General features: G+C 58.5%; 18 protein-coding genes, 1 tRNA gene and 2 pseudogenes. 8 read left to right on the forward strand and 13 right to left on the reverse strand.

Annotated features, from left to right (window positions below):
- The first annotated feature begins 75 nt into the window (after positions 1–75).
- From petG to ACVWZU_RS01995, 3 genes are all read left to right on the forward strand, one after another.
- Positions 76–189 carry a cytochrome b6-f complex subunit V gene (petG, locus tag ACVWZU_RS01985; protein WP_011433989.1) on the forward strand — a complete coding sequence of 38 codons (114 nt, stop codon included), beginning with the start codon at positions 76–78 and terminating at the stop codon, positions 187–189.
- Between the two features lie 63 nt (positions 190–252).
- Positions 253–1881, forward strand: a complete 1629-nt coding sequence (locus ACVWZU_RS01990; RefSeq protein WP_457443167.1) for a bifunctional pantoate--beta-alanine ligase/(d)CMP kinase — start codon at positions 253–255, stop codon at positions 1879–1881.
- Positions 1882–1996: 115 nt separating this feature from the next.
- On the forward strand, positions 1997–3034 hold the full coding sequence (locus tag ACVWZU_RS01995; RefSeq protein ID WP_414424684.1) for a hemolysin family protein: 1038 nt from the start codon (positions 1997–1999) through the stop codon (positions 3032–3034).
- Between the two features lie 35 nt (positions 3035–3069).
- Here ACVWZU_RS01995 and ACVWZU_RS02000 read toward each other — a convergent pair whose 3' ends face one another.
- The 3 genes from ACVWZU_RS02000 to ACVWZU_RS02010 all read right to left on the reverse strand — a co-directional run bounded on the left by ACVWZU_RS02000 (position 3070) and on the right by ACVWZU_RS02010 (position 6095).
- Positions 3070–3393: a hypothetical protein gene (locus ACVWZU_RS02000; protein WP_414424685.1), complete on the reverse strand. Its 324-nt coding sequence runs from the start codon at positions 3391–3393 to the stop codon at positions 3070–3072.
- A gap of 15 nt (positions 3394–3408) precedes the next feature.
- On the reverse strand, positions 3409–3768 hold the full coding sequence (locus tag ACVWZU_RS02005) for a DUF4126 family protein (RefSeq protein ID WP_457443076.1): 360 nt from the start codon (positions 3766–3768) through the stop codon (positions 3409–3411).
- A 224-nt stretch (positions 3769–3992) separates the two neighbouring features.
- On the reverse strand, positions 3993–6095 hold the full coding sequence (locus ACVWZU_RS02010; RefSeq protein ID WP_457384196.1) for a HAMP domain-containing sensor histidine kinase: 2103 nt from the start codon (positions 6093–6095) through the stop codon (positions 3993–3995).
- 267 nt (positions 6096–6362) lie between these two features.
- Here ACVWZU_RS02010 and ACVWZU_RS02015 point away from each other — a divergent pair, with 267 nt between their 5' ends.
- Positions 6363–7340 (forward strand): deoxyhypusine synthase family protein, encoded by a 978-nt coding sequence (locus ACVWZU_RS02015; protein WP_457384197.1) that lies wholly within the window; start codon positions 6363–6365, stop codon positions 7338–7340.
- A 10-nt stretch (positions 7341–7350) separates the two neighbouring features.
- Here ACVWZU_RS02015 and ACVWZU_RS02020 read toward each other — a convergent pair whose 3' ends face one another.
- Genes ACVWZU_RS02020 through ACVWZU_RS02030 form a run of 3 tightly spaced genes read right to left on the reverse strand, consistent with a single transcriptional unit; the run spans position 7351 to position 9390 of the window.
- The gene (locus ACVWZU_RS02020; protein WP_414416676.1) at positions 7351–7917 is read right to left on the reverse strand and encodes an ankyrin repeat domain-containing protein; all 567 of its coding nucleotides are present in this window, start codon (positions 7915–7917) and stop codon (positions 7351–7353) included.
- Positions 7918–7921: 4 nt separating this feature from the next.
- Positions 7922–8740, reverse strand: coding sequence for an MBL fold metallo-hydrolase (locus ACVWZU_RS02025; RefSeq protein WP_414331279.1), 819 nt, complete (start codon positions 8738–8740; stop codon positions 7922–7924).
- Positions 8737–9390 (reverse strand): anthranilate synthase component II, encoded by a 654-nt coding sequence (locus ACVWZU_RS02030; protein WP_011433980.1) that lies wholly within the window; start codon positions 9388–9390, stop codon positions 8737–8739. The genes ACVWZU_RS02025 and ACVWZU_RS02030 overlap by 4 nt, the downstream gene beginning before the upstream one ends.
- 195 nt (positions 9391–9585) lie before the next feature.
- Between ACVWZU_RS02030 and ACVWZU_RS02035 the strand changes: the two genes are divergently transcribed.
- Together ACVWZU_RS02035 and ACVWZU_RS02040 are read left to right on the forward strand one after the other, a co-directional pair.
- Positions 9586–11997 (forward strand): DEAD/DEAH box helicase, encoded by a 2412-nt coding sequence (locus tag ACVWZU_RS02035; protein ID WP_457443079.1) that lies wholly within the window; start codon positions 9586–9588, stop codon positions 11995–11997.
- Between the two features lie 40 nt (positions 11998–12037).
- Positions 12038–12397, forward strand: a complete 360-nt coding sequence (locus ACVWZU_RS02040; protein WP_414331067.1) for a hypothetical protein — start codon at positions 12038–12040, stop codon at positions 12395–12397.
- Positions 12398–12736: 339 nt separating this feature from the next.
- Here the strand turns inward: ACVWZU_RS02040 and ACVWZU_RS02045 are convergent.
- The 4 genes from ACVWZU_RS02045 to ACVWZU_RS02060 all read right to left on the reverse strand — a co-directional run bounded on the left by ACVWZU_RS02045 (position 12737) and on the right by ACVWZU_RS02060 (position 15474).
- Positions 12737–12821, reverse strand: a tRNA-Ser gene (locus ACVWZU_RS02045).
- 74 nt (positions 12822–12895) lie between these two features.
- A complete protein-coding gene (locus ACVWZU_RS02050) occupies positions 12896–13324 on the reverse strand; it encodes a DUF2358 domain-containing protein (protein WP_457443081.1) in 429 nt (142 codons plus the stop codon).
- A complete protein-coding gene (locus ACVWZU_RS02055) occupies positions 13321–14118 on the reverse strand; it encodes an MBL fold metallo-hydrolase (protein ID WP_414417397.1) in 798 nt (265 codons plus the stop codon). The genes ACVWZU_RS02050 and ACVWZU_RS02055 overlap by 4 nt, the downstream gene beginning before the upstream one ends.
- A gap of 15 nt (positions 14119–14133) precedes the next feature.
- Positions 14134–15474 (reverse strand): TldD/PmbA family protein, encoded by a 1341-nt coding sequence (locus ACVWZU_RS02060; RefSeq protein WP_457443168.1) that lies wholly within the window; start codon positions 15472–15474, stop codon positions 14134–14136.
- 149 nt (positions 15475–15623) lie between these two features.
- Here ACVWZU_RS02060 and ACVWZU_RS02065 point away from each other — a divergent pair.
- Positions 15624–15807: pseudogene (locus ACVWZU_RS02065) on the forward strand (hypothetical protein); the annotation flags it as partial.
- A gap of 24 nt (positions 15808–15831) precedes the next feature.
- Here the strand turns inward: ACVWZU_RS02065 and ACVWZU_RS02070 are convergent.
- The 3 genes and pseudogenes from ACVWZU_RS02070 to ACVWZU_RS02080 form a co-directional block, all read right to left on the reverse strand.
- Positions 15832–17225 (reverse strand): annotated as a pseudogene (locus ACVWZU_RS02070) (RNA-guided endonuclease InsQ/TnpB family protein).
- A 4-nt stretch (positions 17226–17229) separates the two neighbouring features.
- Positions 17230–18096 carry a DUF4351 domain-containing protein gene (locus tag ACVWZU_RS02075; RefSeq protein ID WP_457443083.1) on the reverse strand — a complete coding sequence of 289 codons (867 nt, stop codon included), beginning with the start codon at positions 18094–18096 and terminating at the stop codon, positions 17230–17232.
- Positions 18097–18116: 20 nt separating this feature from the next.
- Entirely contained in the window at positions 18117–19577 is a 1461-nt protein-coding gene (locus ACVWZU_RS02080; RefSeq protein ID WP_457443085.1) for a TldD/PmbA family protein, read from the reverse strand.
- A gap of 452 nt (positions 19578–20029) precedes the next feature.
- On the opposite strand from ACVWZU_RS02080, the gene ACVWZU_RS02085 reads away from it, so the two are divergent.
- Positions 20030–20770, forward strand: coding sequence for a uracil-DNA glycosylase (locus ACVWZU_RS02085; protein ID WP_457404234.1), 741 nt, complete (start codon positions 20030–20032; stop codon positions 20768–20770).
- Positions 20771–20817 lie beyond the last annotated feature (47 nt).

Here is a 20817-nt window from a genome sequence, read left to right on the forward strand (position 1 = left end):
CCTTGACAGGAAAGGGTGAGGATGGGTTTGGGCTTGGCTTATCATGATCTAGGTTTGAACTGGGAGGTCTGTGTTGTGATCGAGCCGATTTTGTTGGGGATCGTCTTGGGCATGGTGGTGGTCACCTTGGCAGGCTTGTTCGTGGCAGCCTACAGGCAGTATCAACGCAGCAACAAGATCGGCCTGTAGGAGCAGCCTTTGGGGGGGTTGGAGAAAACCCATAGGGGAGAGAGAGATTGAGGTGGCATGGCAATGCACTGGCTGCGCACAGTCGCTGCTTTGCGGGAGCAGGTAGCCGATTGGCGGGGATCCACCATCGGCTTGGTGCCCACGATGGGATCCCTGCATGAGGGCCATCTCAGCCTAATCCGCCGCTGCCGGCAAGAGTGTGACCACACGGTGGTCAGCATTTTCGTCAATCCGCTGCAATTTGGCCCCAACGAAGACTGGGATCGCTATCCCCGCGACGAGGAGGGGGATCGGGCCTTGTGCGAGGCAGCAGGTGTGGATGTGGTCTTTGCCCCTGACCCGCAAGAGATGGGAGCTGACCCCGCAACCGGAAGCGACCGCACCTGGGTCATGCCCCCCGAATCCCTTCTGCAGACCCTCTGCGCCCCCCACCGACCTGGCCACTTTCGCGGTGTAGCCACCATTGTGCTGCAACTGCTGAACCTGGTGCAGCCGCAGCGGGCCTACTTCGGCCAAAAAGACGCCCAGCAACTGGCGATCATTCAGCGTTTGGTTCGGGATCTGCAAATACCCACCACGATTGTTCCCTGCCCCACGGTGCGAGAAGCCGATGGCCTCGCCTGTAGCTCCCGCAACCGCTACCTTTCTGCTGCTGAACGACAGGTGGCCGCCGGGCTATACCGGGCCTTGCGTCGAGGATATGACCATTGGCGGGCCGGGGATCCCTCAGCAGAAGGGATCCTTGCCGCCGCCCGTGCTGAGCTGGAGCATACCCCAGAGCTGCAACTGCAGTACCTGGAATTGGTGGATCCCCAAACGCTACAGCCGCTGCCGCGGGTGGAAGACAAGGGCCTGCTGGCCATTGCTGCCTATGTGGGGCAGACTCGCCTGATCGACAACCTGCTCCTTTCCCCGGAGCAAGGGGATCCCTCGCCGGAGAGAGCCCAGCATGCGGCACCGCCCTCTTCCGGCACGACCTCTCCCCCACGTCGCCCGCTGATTGCCATCGACGGCCCGGCTGGAGCCGGAAAATCCACCGTGGCGCGGGCAGTAGCCGCCCAGCTGCAGCTTTTGTACTTGGACACGGGGGCCATGTATCGAGCCATCACCTGGCTGGCACTGCAACGGGGGATCCCTTTGGACGATGCCGAGCAACTCACCCAACTGGCCGCCCAAACCCAGCTCACCCTGCAAAGTGGCACCTCTTCGACAGAGCCGACCCGCATCTGGGCCGATGGCGAAGAAATTACCCAGGCCATTCGCTCTCCGGAAGTGACCCGCTGGGTCTCTCACGTGGCGGCAGTGCCGGGAGTACGCCAGGAGCTGGTGAAGCGGCAACGCAGCATTGGCCGGGATGGCGGTGCTGTCTTGGAGGGGCGGGATATCGGCACCCACGTCTTTCCTGATGCAGAGTTGAAGGTCTTTTTGACTGCTTCTGTCGGGGAGCGGGCGCAGCGTCGGCAACACCAACTCCAAGCCCAAGGGCAAATGGTGCCTCTCGAAGAATTGAAAGCGCAAATCGAGCAGCGGGATCGCCGCGACAGCGAACGGCTGATTTCTCCTTTGCGGCCTGCCCCCGATGCCATCTTGATCGACACAGATCACCTGAGCCAATCCGAGGTGCAAGACAAGATTGTCATGTTGTACCGGCAACTTTTGGAGCGATCCGGCTCCGCCCATTTCGATCAGTAGCCTTAACTCAATCAAGAACAAATCAACGGGATGAATAAGATCTTCGAGGAGCTGACTGGCTTGAGCAGCTTGGGTTTAGTCCTTCGACGCCACCCATATCCCGTAACGGAGCGCTATGGTTAATGTCTTCCTCTTGGCCTTTTTGCTGCTCCTCTCAGGAGCTTGCTCTGGGGCCGAAACCGCCATCACGGCCATGGACAACCTGCGCCTGGAATCTCTGATCGAAGAACAAGGGGATCCACAGGGCTTGTATCGACTGGCCCAACAACAGCGCTCGCGGCTGATCACCACCCTGTTGCTGGTGAACAACTTTGTCAACATCGGCATTGCTGCTCTGGCCACAACCCTCTCTATTGAACTGTTGGGAACCCAGATTGGAGCTTTGGCCGCCACCGTGCCCACCACAATTGTGGTGCTCCTCTTTGGAGAAGTAGCCCCAAAGTCCTTGGCGGTGAGCCATCCGCTAGGGGTGTTCCGCTGGGTGGTGCGGCCTGTTCATGTCCTATCGGTGCTGCTGCGCCCTTTTAGCGACGCTTTTGAGTGGGTTGTCAGCAGGCTCTTCAATCTATTGGAATTCTCCCCCCTGACGGCCACCGCTTCTCTCAAGGATTTGGAGCTGCTGATCGATGTGTTGGGGCAGCGGGGGCTGCTGGATTGGCAAAAACGGCGGCTGTTCCGTGGGGCCTTGGCTTTGGACTTGCTGCAGGCGCGGGACGTGGCCAAGCCCAGAGTTAAAATGGAGACCATCTCCCACGACAAAACACTGCAGGATGTGGTGAAGCTCTGTTTGGAAACGGGCTACTCGCGCATCCCCGTGCAGGGAGAATCCAAGGACGAGATCGTCGGCATTATCCACCTCAAGCAAGCCTTGCGCTATCTCGATCAAAAAGGCAATGCCGAAGTGACCCAGGCGATGGCACCGCCTTTTTTTGTGCCGGACACCAAGCGGGTCAGCTTGTTGCTCAAGGAAATGCTGCGCTCTCGCCAACACCTGGGGATTGTGGTGGATGAGTTTGGCGGCACCACCGGCCTCATCACGCTGGAGGACATTTTGGAGGAGCTGGTGGGCGATATTTACGACGAGAGCGACCTCTCCCCCCTGCTGCTGCAGCGGCAGCGGCGACCAGGTGGAGCTTCTACCTCCCCTGGCTGAGAACAGGAGCAAGGGGATCATCCCCTCTCTAAGTCCTAGCTGGCTCTGGAGGGATCCGTCTCGGCGGCTGTTGGATTCTCGTGCGCATCGCCGTTGGGAGTGAACTCTATCAAGCCAGCATCGACAGGGTAGCGGGCCACAAAAAAGATCCAGAAGCTGTGGATCCCTAGCCCCAAAGCCCACCAGCCCAACAGGGGCACCAGCCACGGCCAATCCGCGCGGTACAGTTGCTGAAAAAACACCAGCCCAGACCCGCTACAGAGGAAAACAGACAGGTGGGCGGCATAGGTATAGCGATCATCCAGCTTGCGAAATTCGGGATCCCGACGGGAGGGCTTCCGGGGCCAGCGAGGCGGCATGGCAAAACCATCCAGTTAAAACCTTCTCCAGTGTAGAACAGCCGTCGGCGGGGATCCCTGAGACTTGGGAGCGGCATTTCTGCTGCGGAACCCCAGTTTCAACGCCCGTTTGCCCAGCCAGTACACCAGCAAACCCATCAGCAGCACTGCCAGCCAAGGGGCCAGCACCGCCACCACCGCCAGCAGCAGAGAAGTGACGTTTTCGCCGGTGGCCAACAGCGGGTTGCCCAGCCCCCCTGTGTGGTGGTAGAGGTCACCAGTGTGGCACAAAAATGCGAAACTGAGGCCCAACCCCCAAAAAATGGCCGGTATGCCCTTCATATCCTCAGCGTTGATGGGAGTGCTGATACATTCACGCTGAACTCTCCTGAACATGGTTCAGGAAAGAAGCGATCGCATCCTGCCTATCTCTGTTCGCGTCAGCGGGACGGAGTCCAAACAGGAAGGCGGTATCCCGCAAAGCCCTGAGGAATACCCCCCGAGCGCTTTCCCCCTTCACTTCCCGGCAACCGTTGCGGTGGACTCAAGGATCAGGGGGAAACTTGGTCTACTATATCCCTCTCAATGACTTTTGCCAAACCGCCTAAAGCTCAGTAAATTCAGCAAAGTTCAGGGTTTTGGGGGTTAGAGGCATGCTCCCGCCAAGCGCAACTGGGGGGATCCGTCTCGGCTGGCTGAACCTCGAACTCCAGCGGTCCCTCTTCAGTGTACAGGTGCAGGTCGAACCAGAAGGTGGATCCCTGTTCTAGCTTGCTCTCCAGGCAGATGCGGGTTCGATGTTTCTCCAGGATGTTGCGCACGATGGCCAACCCCAGGCCGGTGCCCTCTAGGGTGTGGACCCGGTTCTCGACACGGAAAAAGCGGTCGAAAATCCGCTCCTGATCTTCTGGGGCAATGCCAATGCCTGTATCGGCCACCGCCACCCGCACTGCCTGCGGGGATCCATCCGCCTGAACCACCAGGTGGGCATGTACCGTCACCAGGCCCCCTGAGGGGGTGAACTTGAGGGCATTGCCCAGGAGATTGGTCATCACCTGCAGCAGCAGATCGTAGTTGCCCCACACCAAAGGCAGATCGGGATCAACGAATTTGCGCAACTGGATCCCTTTGTCGCGGGCCTGCAGGTGATGGGTGCGCAGCGTTTGCTCGATCACCGCCGAGATATCGACGCCCTCAAAGTGGTACTGCTTGCCCGATTCCAGACGAGACAAATCCAAAACATCGTTGACCAGGCGGGTGAGGCGGTCGGTTTCGCGGTTGGCAATTTCCAGATAATCCTGCCGCTCGGCGGGGGACATCTGCTCGCCGTACTCGTAGAGGGTCTCGATAAAAGACTTGATGCTGAAGAGGGGGGTGCGCAGCTCGTGGCTGATGTTGCTGATGAATTGGGCCTTGGCTTCGTTGAGCTCTGCCTCGCGGGTGATGTCCTGCACCGTCATCACGATCCCCTTGAGATTTTGCCGACGCGGATCCGACACCGGAGAAAGCAGGATGCGAATGACGCGCTTGGTAGGGCCGGTGAGGTTGACGCGAACTTCCTCTGCTTCTTGATCCCCGCGGGCAATTTGCATCAGGGGGCGGGCCAGTTGCTGCCGCAGATCCTCCGGCAACAGCTCCGGCAAGGGTTTGCCCAAAACGGGATCCCCTTCCCAGCCAAACATGCGGGAGGCGGCAGGGTTGAGCAGCAGCACCCGCAACTCGGCATCCAGCAAAATGGCAGCATCGACGATGGAGAAGACCAAGGTCTCCAACTTGGCTTTGGCGGCAGCCAGTTCCTCGATGTTCTGTTCTTCGTAGCTTTGCAGCCGCTCCGCCATCTCGTTAAAGCTGTCGATGAGCTGGGCCAGCTCTCCCCCGAAGGGCAGGTCGATGCGCTGCTTGAAGTTACCTTTGGTGATCTCCTGGACACCTTTGACCAGCTCTTTGATGGGATAGGTGATGGTGAGGGCATTGACCACCGCTCCCAGGATGGCCAAGACCCACACCGCCAAAAACACCCCGATCGAGACCTCCCGCGCCAATTGTGTGGAGCGCACCAGGGCAGGATTGGGATTGATCCCCAGGCCGAGGGTGCCCAAAAAGCGGCCCTGATGATAGATGCCGACAAAAATATCCGTCACCCGCCCGGCAGGGGTAAGGTGGGTGCGCACCAGCGGTTGGCCCTCAGCAGGGGGGCGATTGTCCGGCAGTTGCATGCGACGGGTGAGGCTGAGGGAGGTTTTCACCTCTTGGTTGGAAAACGGGATCCCGTAGTAGATGTTTCCTTCGGGATCGGCGTAGAGCAAATAGCGGATGCTGCTGGTGCTCTCAAAGTACTGGCGGGACAGTTGGGCGACTTCGCCAATGCGATCTTCCGCAATCAGGGGGGCGACATTGGCCGCCAAAAGCAACCCCAGATCCCGGCCAAAGCGGGCCTCGTTGAAGCGGGCATCCTGCTGCACAGTGCTGACGGCCCAGAAGGTAAAACTGCTCACCACCAATGAGACCACCAGCGTTGCCACAAAGAGCAACTGAGTTTCCAACCGCAGTTTTTGCTTCCATCGCGCCCACCAGCGCCGCAGGGATCCCATAGAGATCCCGGTCGTTGTTGGCACTGACATGTCCACAGCGCCAGGCAATGGCTCGGCAGGAGAAGAAGCCAGCTCAGGAGATTGGACTTCGGCAATGGGCTCGGCTGGCTCGACAGTGCTGACAGGAGGCATGAACCCAACGTGAACAGATAGCGTGAACGGATATAGGGCGGTGATTCGCCACCATTCTGACATGGGCAGGCGATCCCTTTGTCTCAGCCAAGGCCGGGTGAGAACCGGTATGGGATCCCGGCTTCGCAACGCAACCTGCTCCAGCCGACCTGCAGGGGAATGGTTGCCAATACCGATAAAGGTATCCCCAAGCAAAGCTTGTCAGCGCCCCTAAAGTTGATAGACTAGAAAACCGTGCTTCACCAGGTCAGAGGGACCGGAAAAATCGTGACCAACAGCCCTGTCAGCCAATTTATCGAGCATCACTTTCGCCACTTCAACGCCGCCGCGCTGGTGGATGCGGCCAAGGGCTACTGTGCTCACCTGGAAAAGGGCGGCAAAATGATGGTGACCCTGGCCGGCGCCATGAGCACAGCGGAGCTGGGCCTTTCCCTAGCGGAAATGATCCGGCAGAACAAAGTGCACGCCATCTCCTGCACCGGCGCCAACCTAGAAGAGGACATCTTCAACCTCATCGCCCACGACTTCTACGAGCGCGTGCCCCACTACCGCGATCTTAGCCCGCAGCAGGAGCAGGAGCTGCTGGAGCGGCACCTGAACCGGGTAACCGATACCTGCATTCCCGAAGAGGAGGCGATGCGGCGCTTGGAAAAAGCCCTTTTGGAAGAGTGGATCGGCGCCGATCAGGCGGGCGAGCGCTATTTTCCCCATGAGTTTCTCTACCGGATTCTGCGCAGTGGCCGGCTGGAGCCCTACTACCAGATCAATCCGCGGGACTCTTGGGTTTACGCGGCTATGGAGGCCAACTTGCCCATCTATGTGCCGGGATGGGAAGACTCCACCACCGGCAACATGTATGCCGCCCACTGCATCACGGGTGAGATCCGCAATGTGCATACCGTCCGCACAGGGATCGAGTACATGATCCACCTGGCGGACTGGTACACGCACACCTCGGCGGAGTGCTCCATCGGCTTCTTTCAAATTGGCGGCGGCATTGCTGGGGATTTCCCCATTTGTGTGGTGCCCATGCTCCATCAAGATCTGGGTCGCCAGGGCGTACCCCTGTGGGGCTATTTCTGCCAGATCAGCGACTCCACCACCAGCTACGGTTCCTACTCGGGGGCAGTGCCCAATGAGAAGATCACCTGGGGCAAATTGGGGATCGACACCCCCAAATTTGTCATCGAGTCGGATGCCACCATCGTGGCGCCTTTGATCTTCGCCTGGGTGGTGGGGTGGTAGAGAAGGGGAATCAATCTGTATGCCCGTCGGTTGAGGCGGAGCGGGGCCAGCGGGACAAAAGGATCGCAGCTTCCCAGCGGCGCAGATCCTGGGCGATGCGCAGGGGCGTGAGGCCGTAGCCGTCCGGCTCGTCGATCTCGGAGCCATGTTCCAGCAGCAGCCGAACGACCTCGGGGTTGCCGGACCAAGCGGCAAAATGCAGGGGAAGGCCACCGGCGCCAAAACGAGCATTCACCTCGGCCCCTCCCTGGAGCAGGGCTTTCGTAACCTCAGGGTTGCCCAGGCGAGCCGCTTGGTGCAGTGGGCTGGCTCCCCCATAGTCCGGTCGATTGGGATCCGCCCCCGCTGCCAGCAAAAGACGGGCGTTGAGGCCGCTCTCCACGAAAAACAGGGCTGTCTTGCCCCGCTCATCGACAGCGTTGGCGTCTTTCCCCAGCCAGAGAGCCAGTTGCAGCCGCAGCGGGTTGGCTTGGGCCAAGGCTTGTGGATCTTCTGGTAGGGAGTATCCATAGAATCCCAGACCCCCCACTAGCAGGGATCCCAGTCCGACAGCGATTTTTAGGACCTGACCTCGCATAGCCCTATTCCTCAAAGAAAAGGATGGCGAGCCCCTGCCTGGGCAGAGCCTGGGCCGAGAGCAGCAACGGGTTGCTGAGGGCAGGTTGCGGGGCAGCAGCGGGGAAGAGACGCAAAAACTCCTGCAGCGGCAGCAGCTCGCATTGGGATTCCTCAGCGGCGGCCGTGCGATACATGGTGGGGATGACCAGCTTGGGCTGCAGCGCTTCAATGGCCGCCTTGGCCCCAGCAGGATCGTAATTTTTCGGCCCACCCCCCACTGGCACCAGCAACAGGTCGGGACGAGCAAGCAGGATGGACTGCTCCCGCGTAATTGGCTGCAGCGCCCCTCCCAAATGGACAATGTCGATCCCAGCCATGCGCCAGCGCCAACCCACGTTTACGCCAAAGCGAGGGCCACGGGGCATGCGTACTCCTTGCACCCGGATCCCGTCAATCAGATAGTCTCCCGGCTGAAACAGCACCTTGGGGTTGCCGGGCACCACATCCAAAGCACCCTCATCCAACAAGCGGCTGCTGAGCAACACCAGATCGGCAGCAACTCGTGGGGCAGGATAGCCAGCCGTACAGCCCGCCGGCCGAAACGGGTTGACCAGAAACCGTCGGCCCTCCCCCTCGAACAAAACACAACTGTGGTGCAGCCAAGTCAGTTGCAGCCCCTGCGAGCTGGAGCCGGGAGTGAACTCTATAGACCCTGGGGTTGTTGGCGTTTCCGAACCTTGTGCCGGCGCTGTCTGAGCGCCCGCTTTGCGCCCTCTGGCCAGGTTCACGGCCATCGATCCCAGCAGCCCAGCGCTGGCTTGCAGAAGCTGGCGACGCTTCATGGAGTGGGGATCCCTGATGTAACAACGGCAACGGTTTCCTGAGGTTTCTGCGAAACATTGGGCTGAGCAGCAGTTGAGGCTTTGGCGCTGCGCAGGAAGTTGCTCAACAAGCGCTTGCCCTCTGCAGTCAAGATGCTCTCCGGGTGGAACTGCACGCCCTGAACGTGGGGATAGCGGCGGTGGCGTACCCCCATGATGATCCCATCGCCTGTTTGAGCCGTCACCTCCAGCTCGTCAGGACACGTAGAAGGCTCGATCACCAAGCTGTGGTAGCGGGTGGCCGTGAAAGGCTGGCTCAACCCCTCAAACACCCCCACCCCTCGATGGTAAATGAGCGAGGTTTTGCCATGCATCAGCTCAGGTGCGCGCACGATCTGACCACCATAGACCTGGCCAATGCACTGGTGCCCCAGACAAACCCCCAAAATCGGCAGCTCTGGCCCCAGCTCCCGAATCAACTCCAGGGAGATCCCGGCATCTTCCGGCCGCCCTGGCCCAGGAGAGATAACTACAGCTTGCGGCTGCATTCGGCGCAGGTCGTCAACGGAGAGCTGGTCATTGCGAAAAACCTGAAGCTGAGCTCCCAACTCCCCCAGGTACTGCACCAAGTTGTAGGTAAAGCTGTCGTAGTTGTCGATGACGACCAGCACGATAGCATCCGGCAACGGCACCCCATTTTAGCACTTGCTTGAGCTGCTGTTCTTGATCCAAAGAAGCAGAGTAACTGGCGCTTTTTGCAGGGGAGCAGTCGACGCCCCAAGAAAGCTTGTATCCTAGAAGGTACAACCCACAGGAAGCAGTGAATTGGGCGGGTTTCCAGGTTTCCCAATGTTGATTTGGATCCCATGAGTGCGCTTCTCTCCCCGGCAACCGATTTGCTGGACGAGTTGCGGCAGCTTTTCCCCTTCGAGCTGGACGACTTTCAGATCCGAGCCATTCAGGTTCTGGCTGCTGGGGAATCGGTGGTGGTCTGTGCTCCCACGGGATCCGGCAAGACCCTGATCGGAGAGTATGCCATCTATCGGGCCCTATCCCAGGGCAAGCGGGTTTTCTATACAACGCCCCTGAAGGCCCTCTCCAACCAAAAGTTCCGGGATTTTGGCCAGCAATTCGGCCCAGAACAGGTTGGCCTGCTCACCGGCGACATCTCCATCAACCGGGAGGCGCCGATCTTGGTGATGACCACCGAGATCTTCCGCAACATGCTCTATGGCACGCCGCTCTCTCTGGCCGTTCAGAGAGGAGCCTCCGGCGATGGGATGGAACCTTGGGAGGAGGCGGAGGCCTTGAGTCGGGATCCCTTGCGAGAGGTGCAGGCGGTGATCCTGGACGAATGCCATTACATGAACGACCAGCAGCGGGGCACCGTCTGGGAAGAAGCAATCATCTACTGCCCCCCCACGATCCAGCTCATTGCCCTTTCTGCCACCCTGGCCAACAGCGACCAGCTCACCGATTGGATGAACCAGGTGCATGGCCCCACCCATCTGATCGACTCCAACCACCGCCCGGTGCCGCTGCAATTTCACTTTGCCAATCGCAAAGGGCTGTTCCCCCTGCTGGAGCAAACCGAGTCCGGCCAGTGGGTTTGCAATCGCCGCCTGAAAAGCAAACTCCCCAAGTCAGGTCAGTCTCCCTATGGGGGAGTGCCGGATATGGTGCAGGTGGTGGAGAACTTGCGCCAGCGGGACATGCTGCCGGCCATCTATTTCATCTTCAGTCGCAAAGGCTGTGATATGGCCGTGGCCAGCGTAAGGGATCTGGACTTGGTAGCCAGCGAGGAAGAACGGCAGCAGTTGGCCGACCAGATCGACCGCTTTTGTCGAGAAACGCCCGAAGCTGTCCGCCGAGATCAGTTGGATGCCCTTTACCGGGGTATTGCCGCTCACCATGCCGGCATGTTGCCTGCCTGGAAGGGACTGGTGGAGCATCTGTTTCAGCAGGGGCTAGTGAAGCTGGTCTTCGCCACTGAGACTTTGGCCGCCGGGATCAACATGCCCGCCCGCACAACTGTCATCTCCTCCCTTTCTAAGCGCACCGACAACGGCCACCGCCTCTTGACCGCTTCCGAGTTCATGCAAATGTCGGGCCGAGCCGGACGGCGGGGCAAGGATATCATCGGCCATGTGGTGACGGTGCAATCCCCGTTTGAGGGGGCCCAAGAAGCTGCGCGGCTGGCCACCTCTGGAGCGGATCCCTTGGTGAGCCAGTTTACCCCCACCTATGGCATGGTGCTGAACCTGCTGCAAAAGCACTCTTTGGAAGCAGCACGGGATCTGATCAACCGCAGCTTTGGACAATATTTGCTCTCGTTGCAAAAGTTGCCCGAACAACAGGAGATCCTGCACACGCGCGCCGAGCTGGAGGAGATCGACCGTCTCTTGGGAGGCATTGCCGACGAAGATATCGCCCGCTATGAGAAGATGCAGGCGCAACGGCGGGAAGAACGGCGCATTTTGCGCTACTTGCTCAAACAACGGGAAGCTGAGCCGGATCCCACCTTGCGGCTGTTGGCCTTTCCCCACATTCATGCCCAAGAGGAAAAAATCCGTGCCCTAGAAGCTCAAATCCGAGAGAATCCCGCTCACCAAGTGGGGAAAAAATTGCTGGGTTTGCGAGAAAAACGCCAGCGCTTGCTCAAGCGCCTCGAGCACCTGGAGCGGCAAAGCGATTCCGTGCAGGAGTTGCGCTGGCAGCAATTTATGGCCTTGGTGGGGGTGTTGCAGGATTTCAACTGTCTGCAAGAGTATCAACCTACCGATAGCGGAGAGGTGGTGGCCGCGCTGCGGGGGGATAACGAGCTCTGGCTGGCGCTGGCTCTGCTCTCGGGTGAGTGTCAGGGCTGTGCTCCCCATCATTTGGCCGGAGTTGTGGCTGCCTTGGTCTCAGAGGCTCCCCGTTCAGGTACCTACAGCCGGTTGCGCACCTCAGGACTGGTGGAAGATGTGCTGCACGGGTTACGGGGTTTACGGCGGCAACTGTTCCGCAGCCAACGGCAACACCAGGTGTTTCATGTGCCGATTGGGTTTGAGCCCAGCTTGGCTGGGATCGTCGAACATTGGGCGCAAGGGATCCCTTGGGAGACCCTGGAAGCCAGCACCAACCTAGATGCCGGAGACCTGGTGCGCCTGATCCGCCGCACGCTGGATTTGCTTTCTCAGATCCCTTATGTTCCCCATCTGCCGGCGGAGTTACGGGAAAATGCCCGTCAAGCCCAAAAAATGCTGGATCGCTTCCCGGTGAGCGAGTTGATCTAGCGAGCTCAGACCGTTTGCTGTTCAGTGAGGTTGCAGCTCTATGATGCCCGCCGGTGAACCCACCCTCAGGGATGTGTTGAGTGTTATTGAAGAGATCCGGCAAGATGTGGAAGAGATCCGACAGGATGTGGAAGGACTCCGGCAGGATGTCTCCAGAACCAACGAGCGGCTAGAAGCCCTGGCAGCCGATCAAGCAAAGCGCTGGGCCGAGCAGGAAAGACGTTGGGCTGAGCAGGAGAGACGTTGGGCCGAGCAGGGGATAGAAAACCGGGTGATCCTAGAACGAATTGACACCTATCAAAAGGCTAGCGCCCAAGTGGTTAACCTGGCTTTTGCCTTGATTGGAGCTGCCACCGTAGCTCTTGTCGGCATCGTCCTACGGTTGGCCGTTAGTCTATAGTCAGCTGGTTCGGCAAAAACTTCGGCAGGCAGGATGGCCTTGCTTCTCTATTCGGCAACTGGTACGGCTTGTCCTTGAGTTTGGCATTCCGAATGGCCATCTCTGACAGGGCCATGTCCCACCCCGTCTGTTATATCCCCTATTGTGTCCCACTTTAGCCTGGATTACAGTGGGTTTCCCCGGTCTATCGTGGACACTAAAAAGCCCAGAAGCCTTGCTGGGTAAGAGCTTTCTGGACTTCAGTGGACGTTATCGGATTACGGAGAGAGTGGGATTCGGTCGCGCCAGCGGGCCGGATGGCCTTACCCACGGTGAGTTGCTCTCACAAACAAGTTCCAGCGGAGAGAGTGGGATTCGAACCCACGGTGAGTTGCCCCACACAGCATTTCCAGTGCTGCGCCTTCGACCACTCGGCCATCTCTCCAGATTGAGAATAGGGGCGACTTTCCAGGAGGGCTAAAAAGTCAGCTTTGTGATCCTAGCAAAGGATGGAAGCTATTAACGGGATCCTTTGGGATCCCCAGGCCGAAACATTTGCAGCAACACTTGCCGGCGAGAGCACCGCCAGTAATCAACATGGGATCCGATTAACCCCGACTCGTTGATCTGTATTTCTGTCCAGCCAGGGATGCACAGGCGGGGACGCCAAGGCAAAGCCAAAGAACCGCTTAGGATCCACTCGGTGCGGATCTGGTTGCCGGTTTGCCGAATATCCTGCAGCTCGAGACGGATATCCTCTATCCAACGCCCTATCCCCTCGATCATGCGGCGATAGCGATCCAAGCCGCGAAACTCGTTGAGGGGATCCCGGAAGTAAACCTGCGGGTCGTAGATCGCATAGGTCTGATCCCGGGGAAAGCGAGCGTAATCTGCCCGCAAGATGGCCACCAGATCGGCGCTAGGCGGGGCTTGGGAAGGAAGGCTCATGTCTTGGCCACGACAGAAAGAGACACCGTTTCCCCAGGGGCGGGGCAACACAACTGGATGGATTGGGACGTGGCGGCATTCAAGGCTGCCAGCTTTTCTCGAAACTCCTGCAGGCTGCCCAAGGGGCGGATCTGGGCGGCAAACCACCCGTGGTAGTCCACCTCTCCCATCGCGGTTGGGATCACCTGCTGGGGGCGTAGGGCTGCCACCACCTCCAGGGCCCGCTCTGGCCCCATGATCACCTCTCCCAAGAGGGGAAAGATCTGCCCCACCACCGGGATCAGCAGAGTATGAATGGGGCACAATTCCTGCTGCAATCGCAGCCGGATATCCGGTTGGGAAAGATGAGGCTCGTAGTAAAGCCGTGTCTGAGAGGGCACCTCTTCCAGCAGATAGCCCAGCTCACGGACAGGCCCTAGGGGCGCACCGGGAATGGCTGTGACCCGCAGATCCCCCCACTGAGCGGACTGCCAGGGATCCAGAGCCTGAACCGTTGCAAATCCTAGACTCTTCACGACTCTAGCTGCAGCCGGCGAGGCCAAAACGGGGATCCGCTTATCCAGGCGCTGCAACGTTGGTGGGTGGCAGTGATCCGGCTGGGCTTGGCTGAGGAGGATCCCGTCGATTTTGGGCAAGGTCTCCGGCGTAAAAGGGAGCGGCTGGCGGTGCTCCAGGCGGATGAACCAGGGGATCCCCAGAAACACCAGGGGATCCACCAGCCACGGATCCAATAGGAAGGTTTGCTCCCGGGTGTGGATGAGCCAACTGTTGAGGTCGATGCGGGTCAGTTGCATGAGCTTGAAGTGAGGTTATTGCCCGGTAATGGAGAGATCGGCAACCCAAATGCGGGGACACAGCCCACCGGGTGTGACTTGCGGCTCGGGCTCGACGTAGAAAATCGACTTCAACAGCTCCAGGAAGTCTCCGGCCACCGTGGCCGCTTCGATGCTGATGCGTTCTCCTTGGCGTACCCACCACCCCTGAAACGGCAGGGAGAAGGATCCCTGGAGAGGCTTAACGCCGGCATGAAGCGCTTGCAGCTCATCGATCCAAACTACATTTTCAGCCGTAGCCAAGTCATAGGTGCTCTCCGGCGGTGCCCCGGCAAATACATGGTAGTAGTGGGCAGCAACCGTGACCTTAGCACCGATATTGGCGTGGCCTGTGGGCTGGGCTCCTAGGCGCTTAGCCGTACCGGCGCTGTGCAAAAAGTGGGTCAAGACCCCATTGGTGATGAGAGGGACACGGCGGGTGGGGGTGCCTTCGCCATCAAAGCTGATCGCTCCCACATTGGTCGGGTGTAGGGCATCGTCACACACCGACAGAAGAGGTGAGGCAATGGTCTTGCCCAGGGATTCTGGGGTGGACAGGCTTTGGTTGTCCAAAATGTTTTGGGCATTGAACACATTGGAGAAGGCGCCCAACAAACTCAAAAAGGCTTCTCCGGAAAAGACCACTGTGTATTTTCCAGAAGGGATCCGCTCGTACTCCAGATGGCTAATCAGTTTCTCAGCAGCTTCCTGCACACAACCCTGGATATCCAACTCATCCAGGCTGCGAGCCACTCGCATGGCTCCGGCGCTGCGGGGTTTGCGTCCTTCTTGCTCTGCCTTGCTGTAGAGAAAAACCGAAGCAAGGGTATGCTCCTCTTGTCGCAGGGCTTGGTGGCTGTTGAGGTAGAAGCGGTTGATTTGCCGCTGCGCTAAGCCGTTATAGGGCACCCCCTGAATGGCGGGATGGGATCCCAGGAGTGCCTTTTCGGCAGCCACCAACTGTTCCAACAAGTCGCCAGCCAAAGCCAACGGCCCTTTGTCGTTACAAGGCTGAGCAATGGGCAGAGTGGCTTCTGGGCTGAATTGAGGGGCATGTTCCCGCACGCCAAAATGGCTGGCTTCAAAGGCCGTTTGCAGGGCCAGTTCTAGCCCCGCCTCATCCACATCGGTGGTGGAGGTCACCCCCACCTGACCCTGGTCGTTCCAGGCCCGCACCGTCACGCTGCAGCGGTGGGAAGCCTTGACCTGGCGAGGTTCCCCATGATCTACCTGCACGCTGGTTTCATCCACTTGAGCCCCGTAGAGATCAAACTGAGGGATCCCCAGCCGCCGGGCACAGCTTTGTGTCTGTTCTGCCAACACCTCGACCTGCACCATTGCCACTCCCCAAGTTCCTATTGCCATCCAGCGCCTCTAGTAAACTACCCGCACTCATGCTGACGCAGAGCGCTCCGCACCGCTAAAGCGAAAGAGCATGACTCTAGTCAATAATAAGCTCAACTATACTGAAAATAATGTATAATATGTTCAGTACGGATTACTACCAGTTGATCTTTCTGTTTACTTTCGAGTCTGCCAACATGGTAGCCAAAGCAAAGCAGAAAATTGGTAGTAAGACGACACGGAAACTGCGCTTTGGGTATTCTACTCAAAGCTTTGCGGGATACCGCCATTCTGGTTGGAAACAAACAGAATGCTATCGCTGCATAGTTGAACAGTGATGTTCAGCAGTGTTCAGCGTAAATGTATCAGTGCAGGCTTTCGGTAGCCCTGTAGTTGGCAAGCCAACCACGGACCTCTAGGCTGGTTTACAGCAGCCCCAAGTTTGGCAATCATGTTGGCCCCATTCCAGTCCGCATCCCCTTCCCATCCACAGTGCCCACACTTAAACTGCTTCCCACTGCGATTTTGCTACGCAACGCTGACGCGACAGGATTGCGCAGGGTCGGGATGGATGTGCAAACACTTGTGACAGGTCTGCGAGGTATAAGCAGGCGGAACAAGGATCAGAGAAACCCCTGCAACTCTCGCCTTGTATTCCAGAAACTGCCCTTGTATTCCAGAAACTGCCTCAGTTGGTAGAACGCCCAACTGTTGGCCCTGCGCCGCTCGGCTTTGCTGCGGGGTTGTTGGTTGATACGCTCCCGTATCCCTGTCAAGTCCTCTAAAGCAATAGCGCTATTTGTGGCCTTTGCCCTAGAAACAATAGCTTTAGAGATGCGATGATTGACCCACGTTTTTGCTACGCAACGCTGACGCGACTGAAAGCGTCTCTCCTTACCAGACAGCCGTTGCAACAGTTCTCTGCATCTGCGCCGGGAACTGCGGGTGCCCTTACTGGCTTTTTGCTGGAGTACCGCTCTCAGCTTGGAATAACGGTCTCGTATTTTGCTCAACTGCTGTCCATTCCAGTTGTCCCCCTCTGACGTATGGGCAATATCTGTCCTTCCCAAATCCACGCCTACCACCTGAGCGGTGTTCTGCCGCTCCGGTAACTTTGCTTCCACGCAAATCTGGATGGAGTAGGAACCGTCTTTGCGCTTGACCAGAGTGGCCGTTCGCGTCAGCGGACCGGAGGTCTTTCGCGTCAGCGGACCGGAGGTCTTTTTGGGATTGGAGCCTGCCAACTGTTCTCTCTGGTAATGACCAATCGCCAGCTCAAAGCGCTCTCGACCCTCCACCATGGTGTTCGCGTTAGCGTCGCGTAGCGACAGCGACACCGTCCAGTCTTTCTCGCGAAACGAAAAGATACGAGCGTCGTAGGTAGCGAAGCCACCCTTGTTCGCGTTAGCGTCGCGTAGCGACAACGCTTTGACCGGGCGGTTTTTCTGTTGTGCCACCTTGCGAGCAGACGCTACCCGTCTGCATATCTGTTGGTCGCGTAAGCGGGACGTAGTCCTTGCCAAATTACTGGACAAGCCGAAACGGGCACGGATTTCGTAGTAGCACAGGGATTGGAGTTTCAGTGGGTTGACGACTTTCTCGGGTGTGTTTTGGTTGACCCAGTTCAAGACTTGGCCGTTCGCGTTAGCGTCGCGTAGCGACAAAGCATCCAATGTCTCGTCCAATTTGGCGGCTTGCGACTGGGACACCTTGAGCTTGCAAGAAACGGTCAGGACTTGGGTCATAGCCTTATTGCATTTTACTCACATTCCTCCCGACCCTTGCCCTGTGGGCAGAGAGCGGGGCTCCTGCGGTTTCTAGCTGACGGGCCAGCCAGGCGGTCAACTCTTCCGATCGCGCCAGCGGGACGTAGTCCTTGCTGCTGAAGTCCAACAGAGCTTCCCCCAGCGCCTCCAGTTGTGACGTTGACAAAGCCCAAATCCTATTCTCAAGGGCCGGCTCAAGAGATCCCAACTTCCGCCTGAGCAGCCGCAAAACCAGCGTTGCTTCCCCGTGTTGCAATCCTTGTTGTAGCCCTTGTTGCAGGCCCAGTTGTAGTCCTTCTCTGCGTCCTTCTTTGCGCCCTTCTTCCAGCCCCTCTCGCAGAGCTTCTGCCCGCCACTCTTGGTAGATCACCGATTCCCTCATATCCAAAGACCTCATGATTTGTCGAATCAAACCCCGATCCAATGCTAGTCCCGCCAAGACGGCTGTTGCGGCTGCCAATTCCCTTCTCTCACTGGGGTCTGCCAAGCTCTCTAGCTCACTGACCACCTCTCGCAAGGTTTCTGCTGGATCTTCCACCTGGCTCAGAACCCGAAAAGGCAGTAGGGCTTGCCGATCCGCTCCGGCCCTCAAATCACATTCCCACAGGCGGACAACATCAAACTCATGGCTCAGCCTCTCTAGACGAAAAGAGGTCTGGAAAACTCCCTCCGACCCCGTTTTGCGCAAGTCAATCGCGTTAGCGGTGCGGAGCACCTTGACCACCTGCTGCACCGATAGGTGAGGATACCTCCGATAGAGTCGGAGCCGAGCCACTTCTCCCATGAGCCAGCGGACAAACTGCTCTGGGAAACGCTCGGCCAGATATTTGCAGACGTTGTCATAGGCCATGTCGAGGTGGATCCCTGGAATTAGCGACCGCCCACGGTAATGGAATCTACCTTGATGTGGGGCTGCCCGACGGTGACGTAAATGCTGCCGCTGACGGAGCCACAGAACCCGGCTGCCAAGCTGAGGTCTTTGGAACACATGGAGATTTTGGTCAAGATGTCTTTGGCTTCTCCGATCAGGGTGGCTCCCTTGAGGGGCTTGGTAATTTTGCCGTTTTCGATGAGATAGGCTTCTTCGACGGCGAAGTTAAATTGCCCAGTGGGGCCGACGCTCCCTCCCCCCATACGCTTGCAGTAAATGCCTTTGTCGATAGAAGCAAAAAGATCGTCCAACTCTGCATCTCCAGGGGCAATGTAGGTATTGCGCATACGGCTGGCGGGGGCAAAGGTGTAGTTTTGGCGGCGACCGCTGCCGGTGCGAGGGTGGCCGGTGCGCATTGAGCCAGCCCGATCCGCCAAGAAGTTTTTCAAAATGCCCTTCTCGATCAGCAGAGTGCGCTGGACGGGCATGCCCTCGTCGTCCACATCCAGGCTGCCAAAGGCCCCTTCAGAGAGACCTTCATCCCAGGCGGTGAGGTTTTTGTGGGCAATTTTCTGGCCTTTTTTGTCGGCAAAGGGAGTGGTTTTGCGCTCAATCTGGGTGGTTTCCAACAAGTGGCCGCAGGCTTCGTGGAAGATAACGCCGCCAAAAGCGTTGGACATCACAATCGGGTAGGTGCCGGATTCCACGTAGTCGGCATAGAGCATCTGGCCGGCAGCTTCTGCCAGTTCCCGGCTATGGGCCTCCAGATCCCAACGGCGCAAAAAGTTGGGATCCCCCGTACCGCCGGAGCGTTGACTGACAGAGGCGCGATGGGATCCATCGGCACAGAGCAGCGTAGAGCTCACGGATTGGGTGAGGCGCACATCCCGCACAAAGGTGCCATCGCTGCAGGCCACCAGAATCTCTTGCCAATCGCGGAAATAGGTGGTGCGGCGGGACTGCACATGGCGGGCTTGGCGACCCAGTTGCTCGTTGGCTTTGAGCAGGATCTCCCCCATCTCCGCAATGGGGCTACATTCCTTCAACCAGCCATCTTTGCGGCGACGCTCGCCGTAGTCCTGCAGCATCTCCAGGTTGATGGCAGAAACCAGCGCTGTGGGGCCAGGAGGGGTGAAGCCCATCAGCGAAAGGCCCTTCTCCAGAGCAGCCTTGAGACCGGCAAAGGACAGATCGTTGGTGCTGACGTAGCAGTCGGCCAAGCCGCGAAACACCCGCACGCCGGCCCCGGTGGAGAGCCGTGGGGTGATGCTGGTGATGGCGTCATCTTCGGCCAGGCAACTGATGGAATTGCCCCGTTCTAGAAAAATCTCCACCAAATCGGCACCGGCAGCGCGCCCCCAGCCCAACAGGGCAGAGAGGGGATCCCGCCAATCCTCGTCGAAGCGCTGTAGAGTATGACGGTAGTTCAGGTTGGGCAGTTCTTTGGACAAAACCAGCATGGCAGGCTCAGGGAGTAGAGACGAGCTAAGGCCGGCGCAAGTTTTCGTTTTCTCAGTTTAACAAGGAGTAAAGGTTCTGATACATTCACGCTGAACTCTCCTGAACATGGTTCAGGAAAGAAGCGATCGCATCCTGCCTATCTCTGTTCGCGTCAGCGGGACGGAGTCCAAACAGGAAGGCGGTATCCCGCAAAGCCCTGAGGAATACCCCCCGAGCGCTTTCCCCCTTCACTTCCCGGCAACCGTTGCGGTGGACTCAAGGATCAGGGGGAAACTTGGTCTACTATATCCCTCTCAATGACTTTTGCCAAACCGCCTAAAGCTCAGTAAATTCAGCAAAGTTCAGGGTTTTGGGGGTTAGAGGCATGCTCCCCTGCCGGCAGGTTGGCCTTGAGCTTGACAAGGGCGGGGGAGCAATCGAAGATCGCTGCACAAGGAAACCTCGACTTGCAATGGCTGCCAAGAAAAAACCGCCGGAGCTTCAGCCCAGCCTGTTTGACGATCCCATCGAGCCGCCAGCCCCGGCGGAGGAGACACTCCCCCAGTGGGATCAGATCCCCCTGTCGGCCCAGGTGCCCATCCCCCCCGGCACTTACAGGGATTTGGAGCAACTGAAGCAGCATTGTTTGGTATGCCAGCGCTGCGACTTGGCAGCCAGCCGTACCCATGTGGTGGTGCATCGGGGCAACCCCAAGGCAAGGATTTTAATCATCGGAGAGGGGCCAGGGGAAAGCGAAGACCTGCAGGGGCTGCCTTTTGTGGGCAAGTCGGGACAATTGCTGGATAAAATCCTGGCTTCGGTGGGGCTGGATCCCGAGCAGGACACCTACATCTGTAATGTGGTCAAGTGCCGCCCCCCTAACAACCGCGTGCCCACCCAGGAGGAGATGGACGCCTGCCGTCCCTATCTGTTGGAGCAGATTCGCCTGGTGGATCCCTGGATTATTCTGCTCACGGGGGCCACCTCGGTGCGCTCCCTTTTGGGCGAGAAGCGAGGGATCACCAAGATCCGCGGGGAATGGATCCAGTGGCAGGGACGCTGGTGTATGCCCATTTTTCACCCGGCCTATCTGCTGCGCAACCCAGACCGCACCCCTGGCAGCCCCAAGTGGTTGATGTGGCAGGATATTCAGGCGGTGAAGCAAAAGTATCTGGAACTCACCGGCACAGCACCGCCCCAGCCCAACTTTTGAGCCCATTTCCCCAAGCGCCCCTCCTCCCAAAGGAGAGCAAGGGATCC

The organism is Thermostichus sp. MS-CIW-26 (assembly GCF_054059115.1).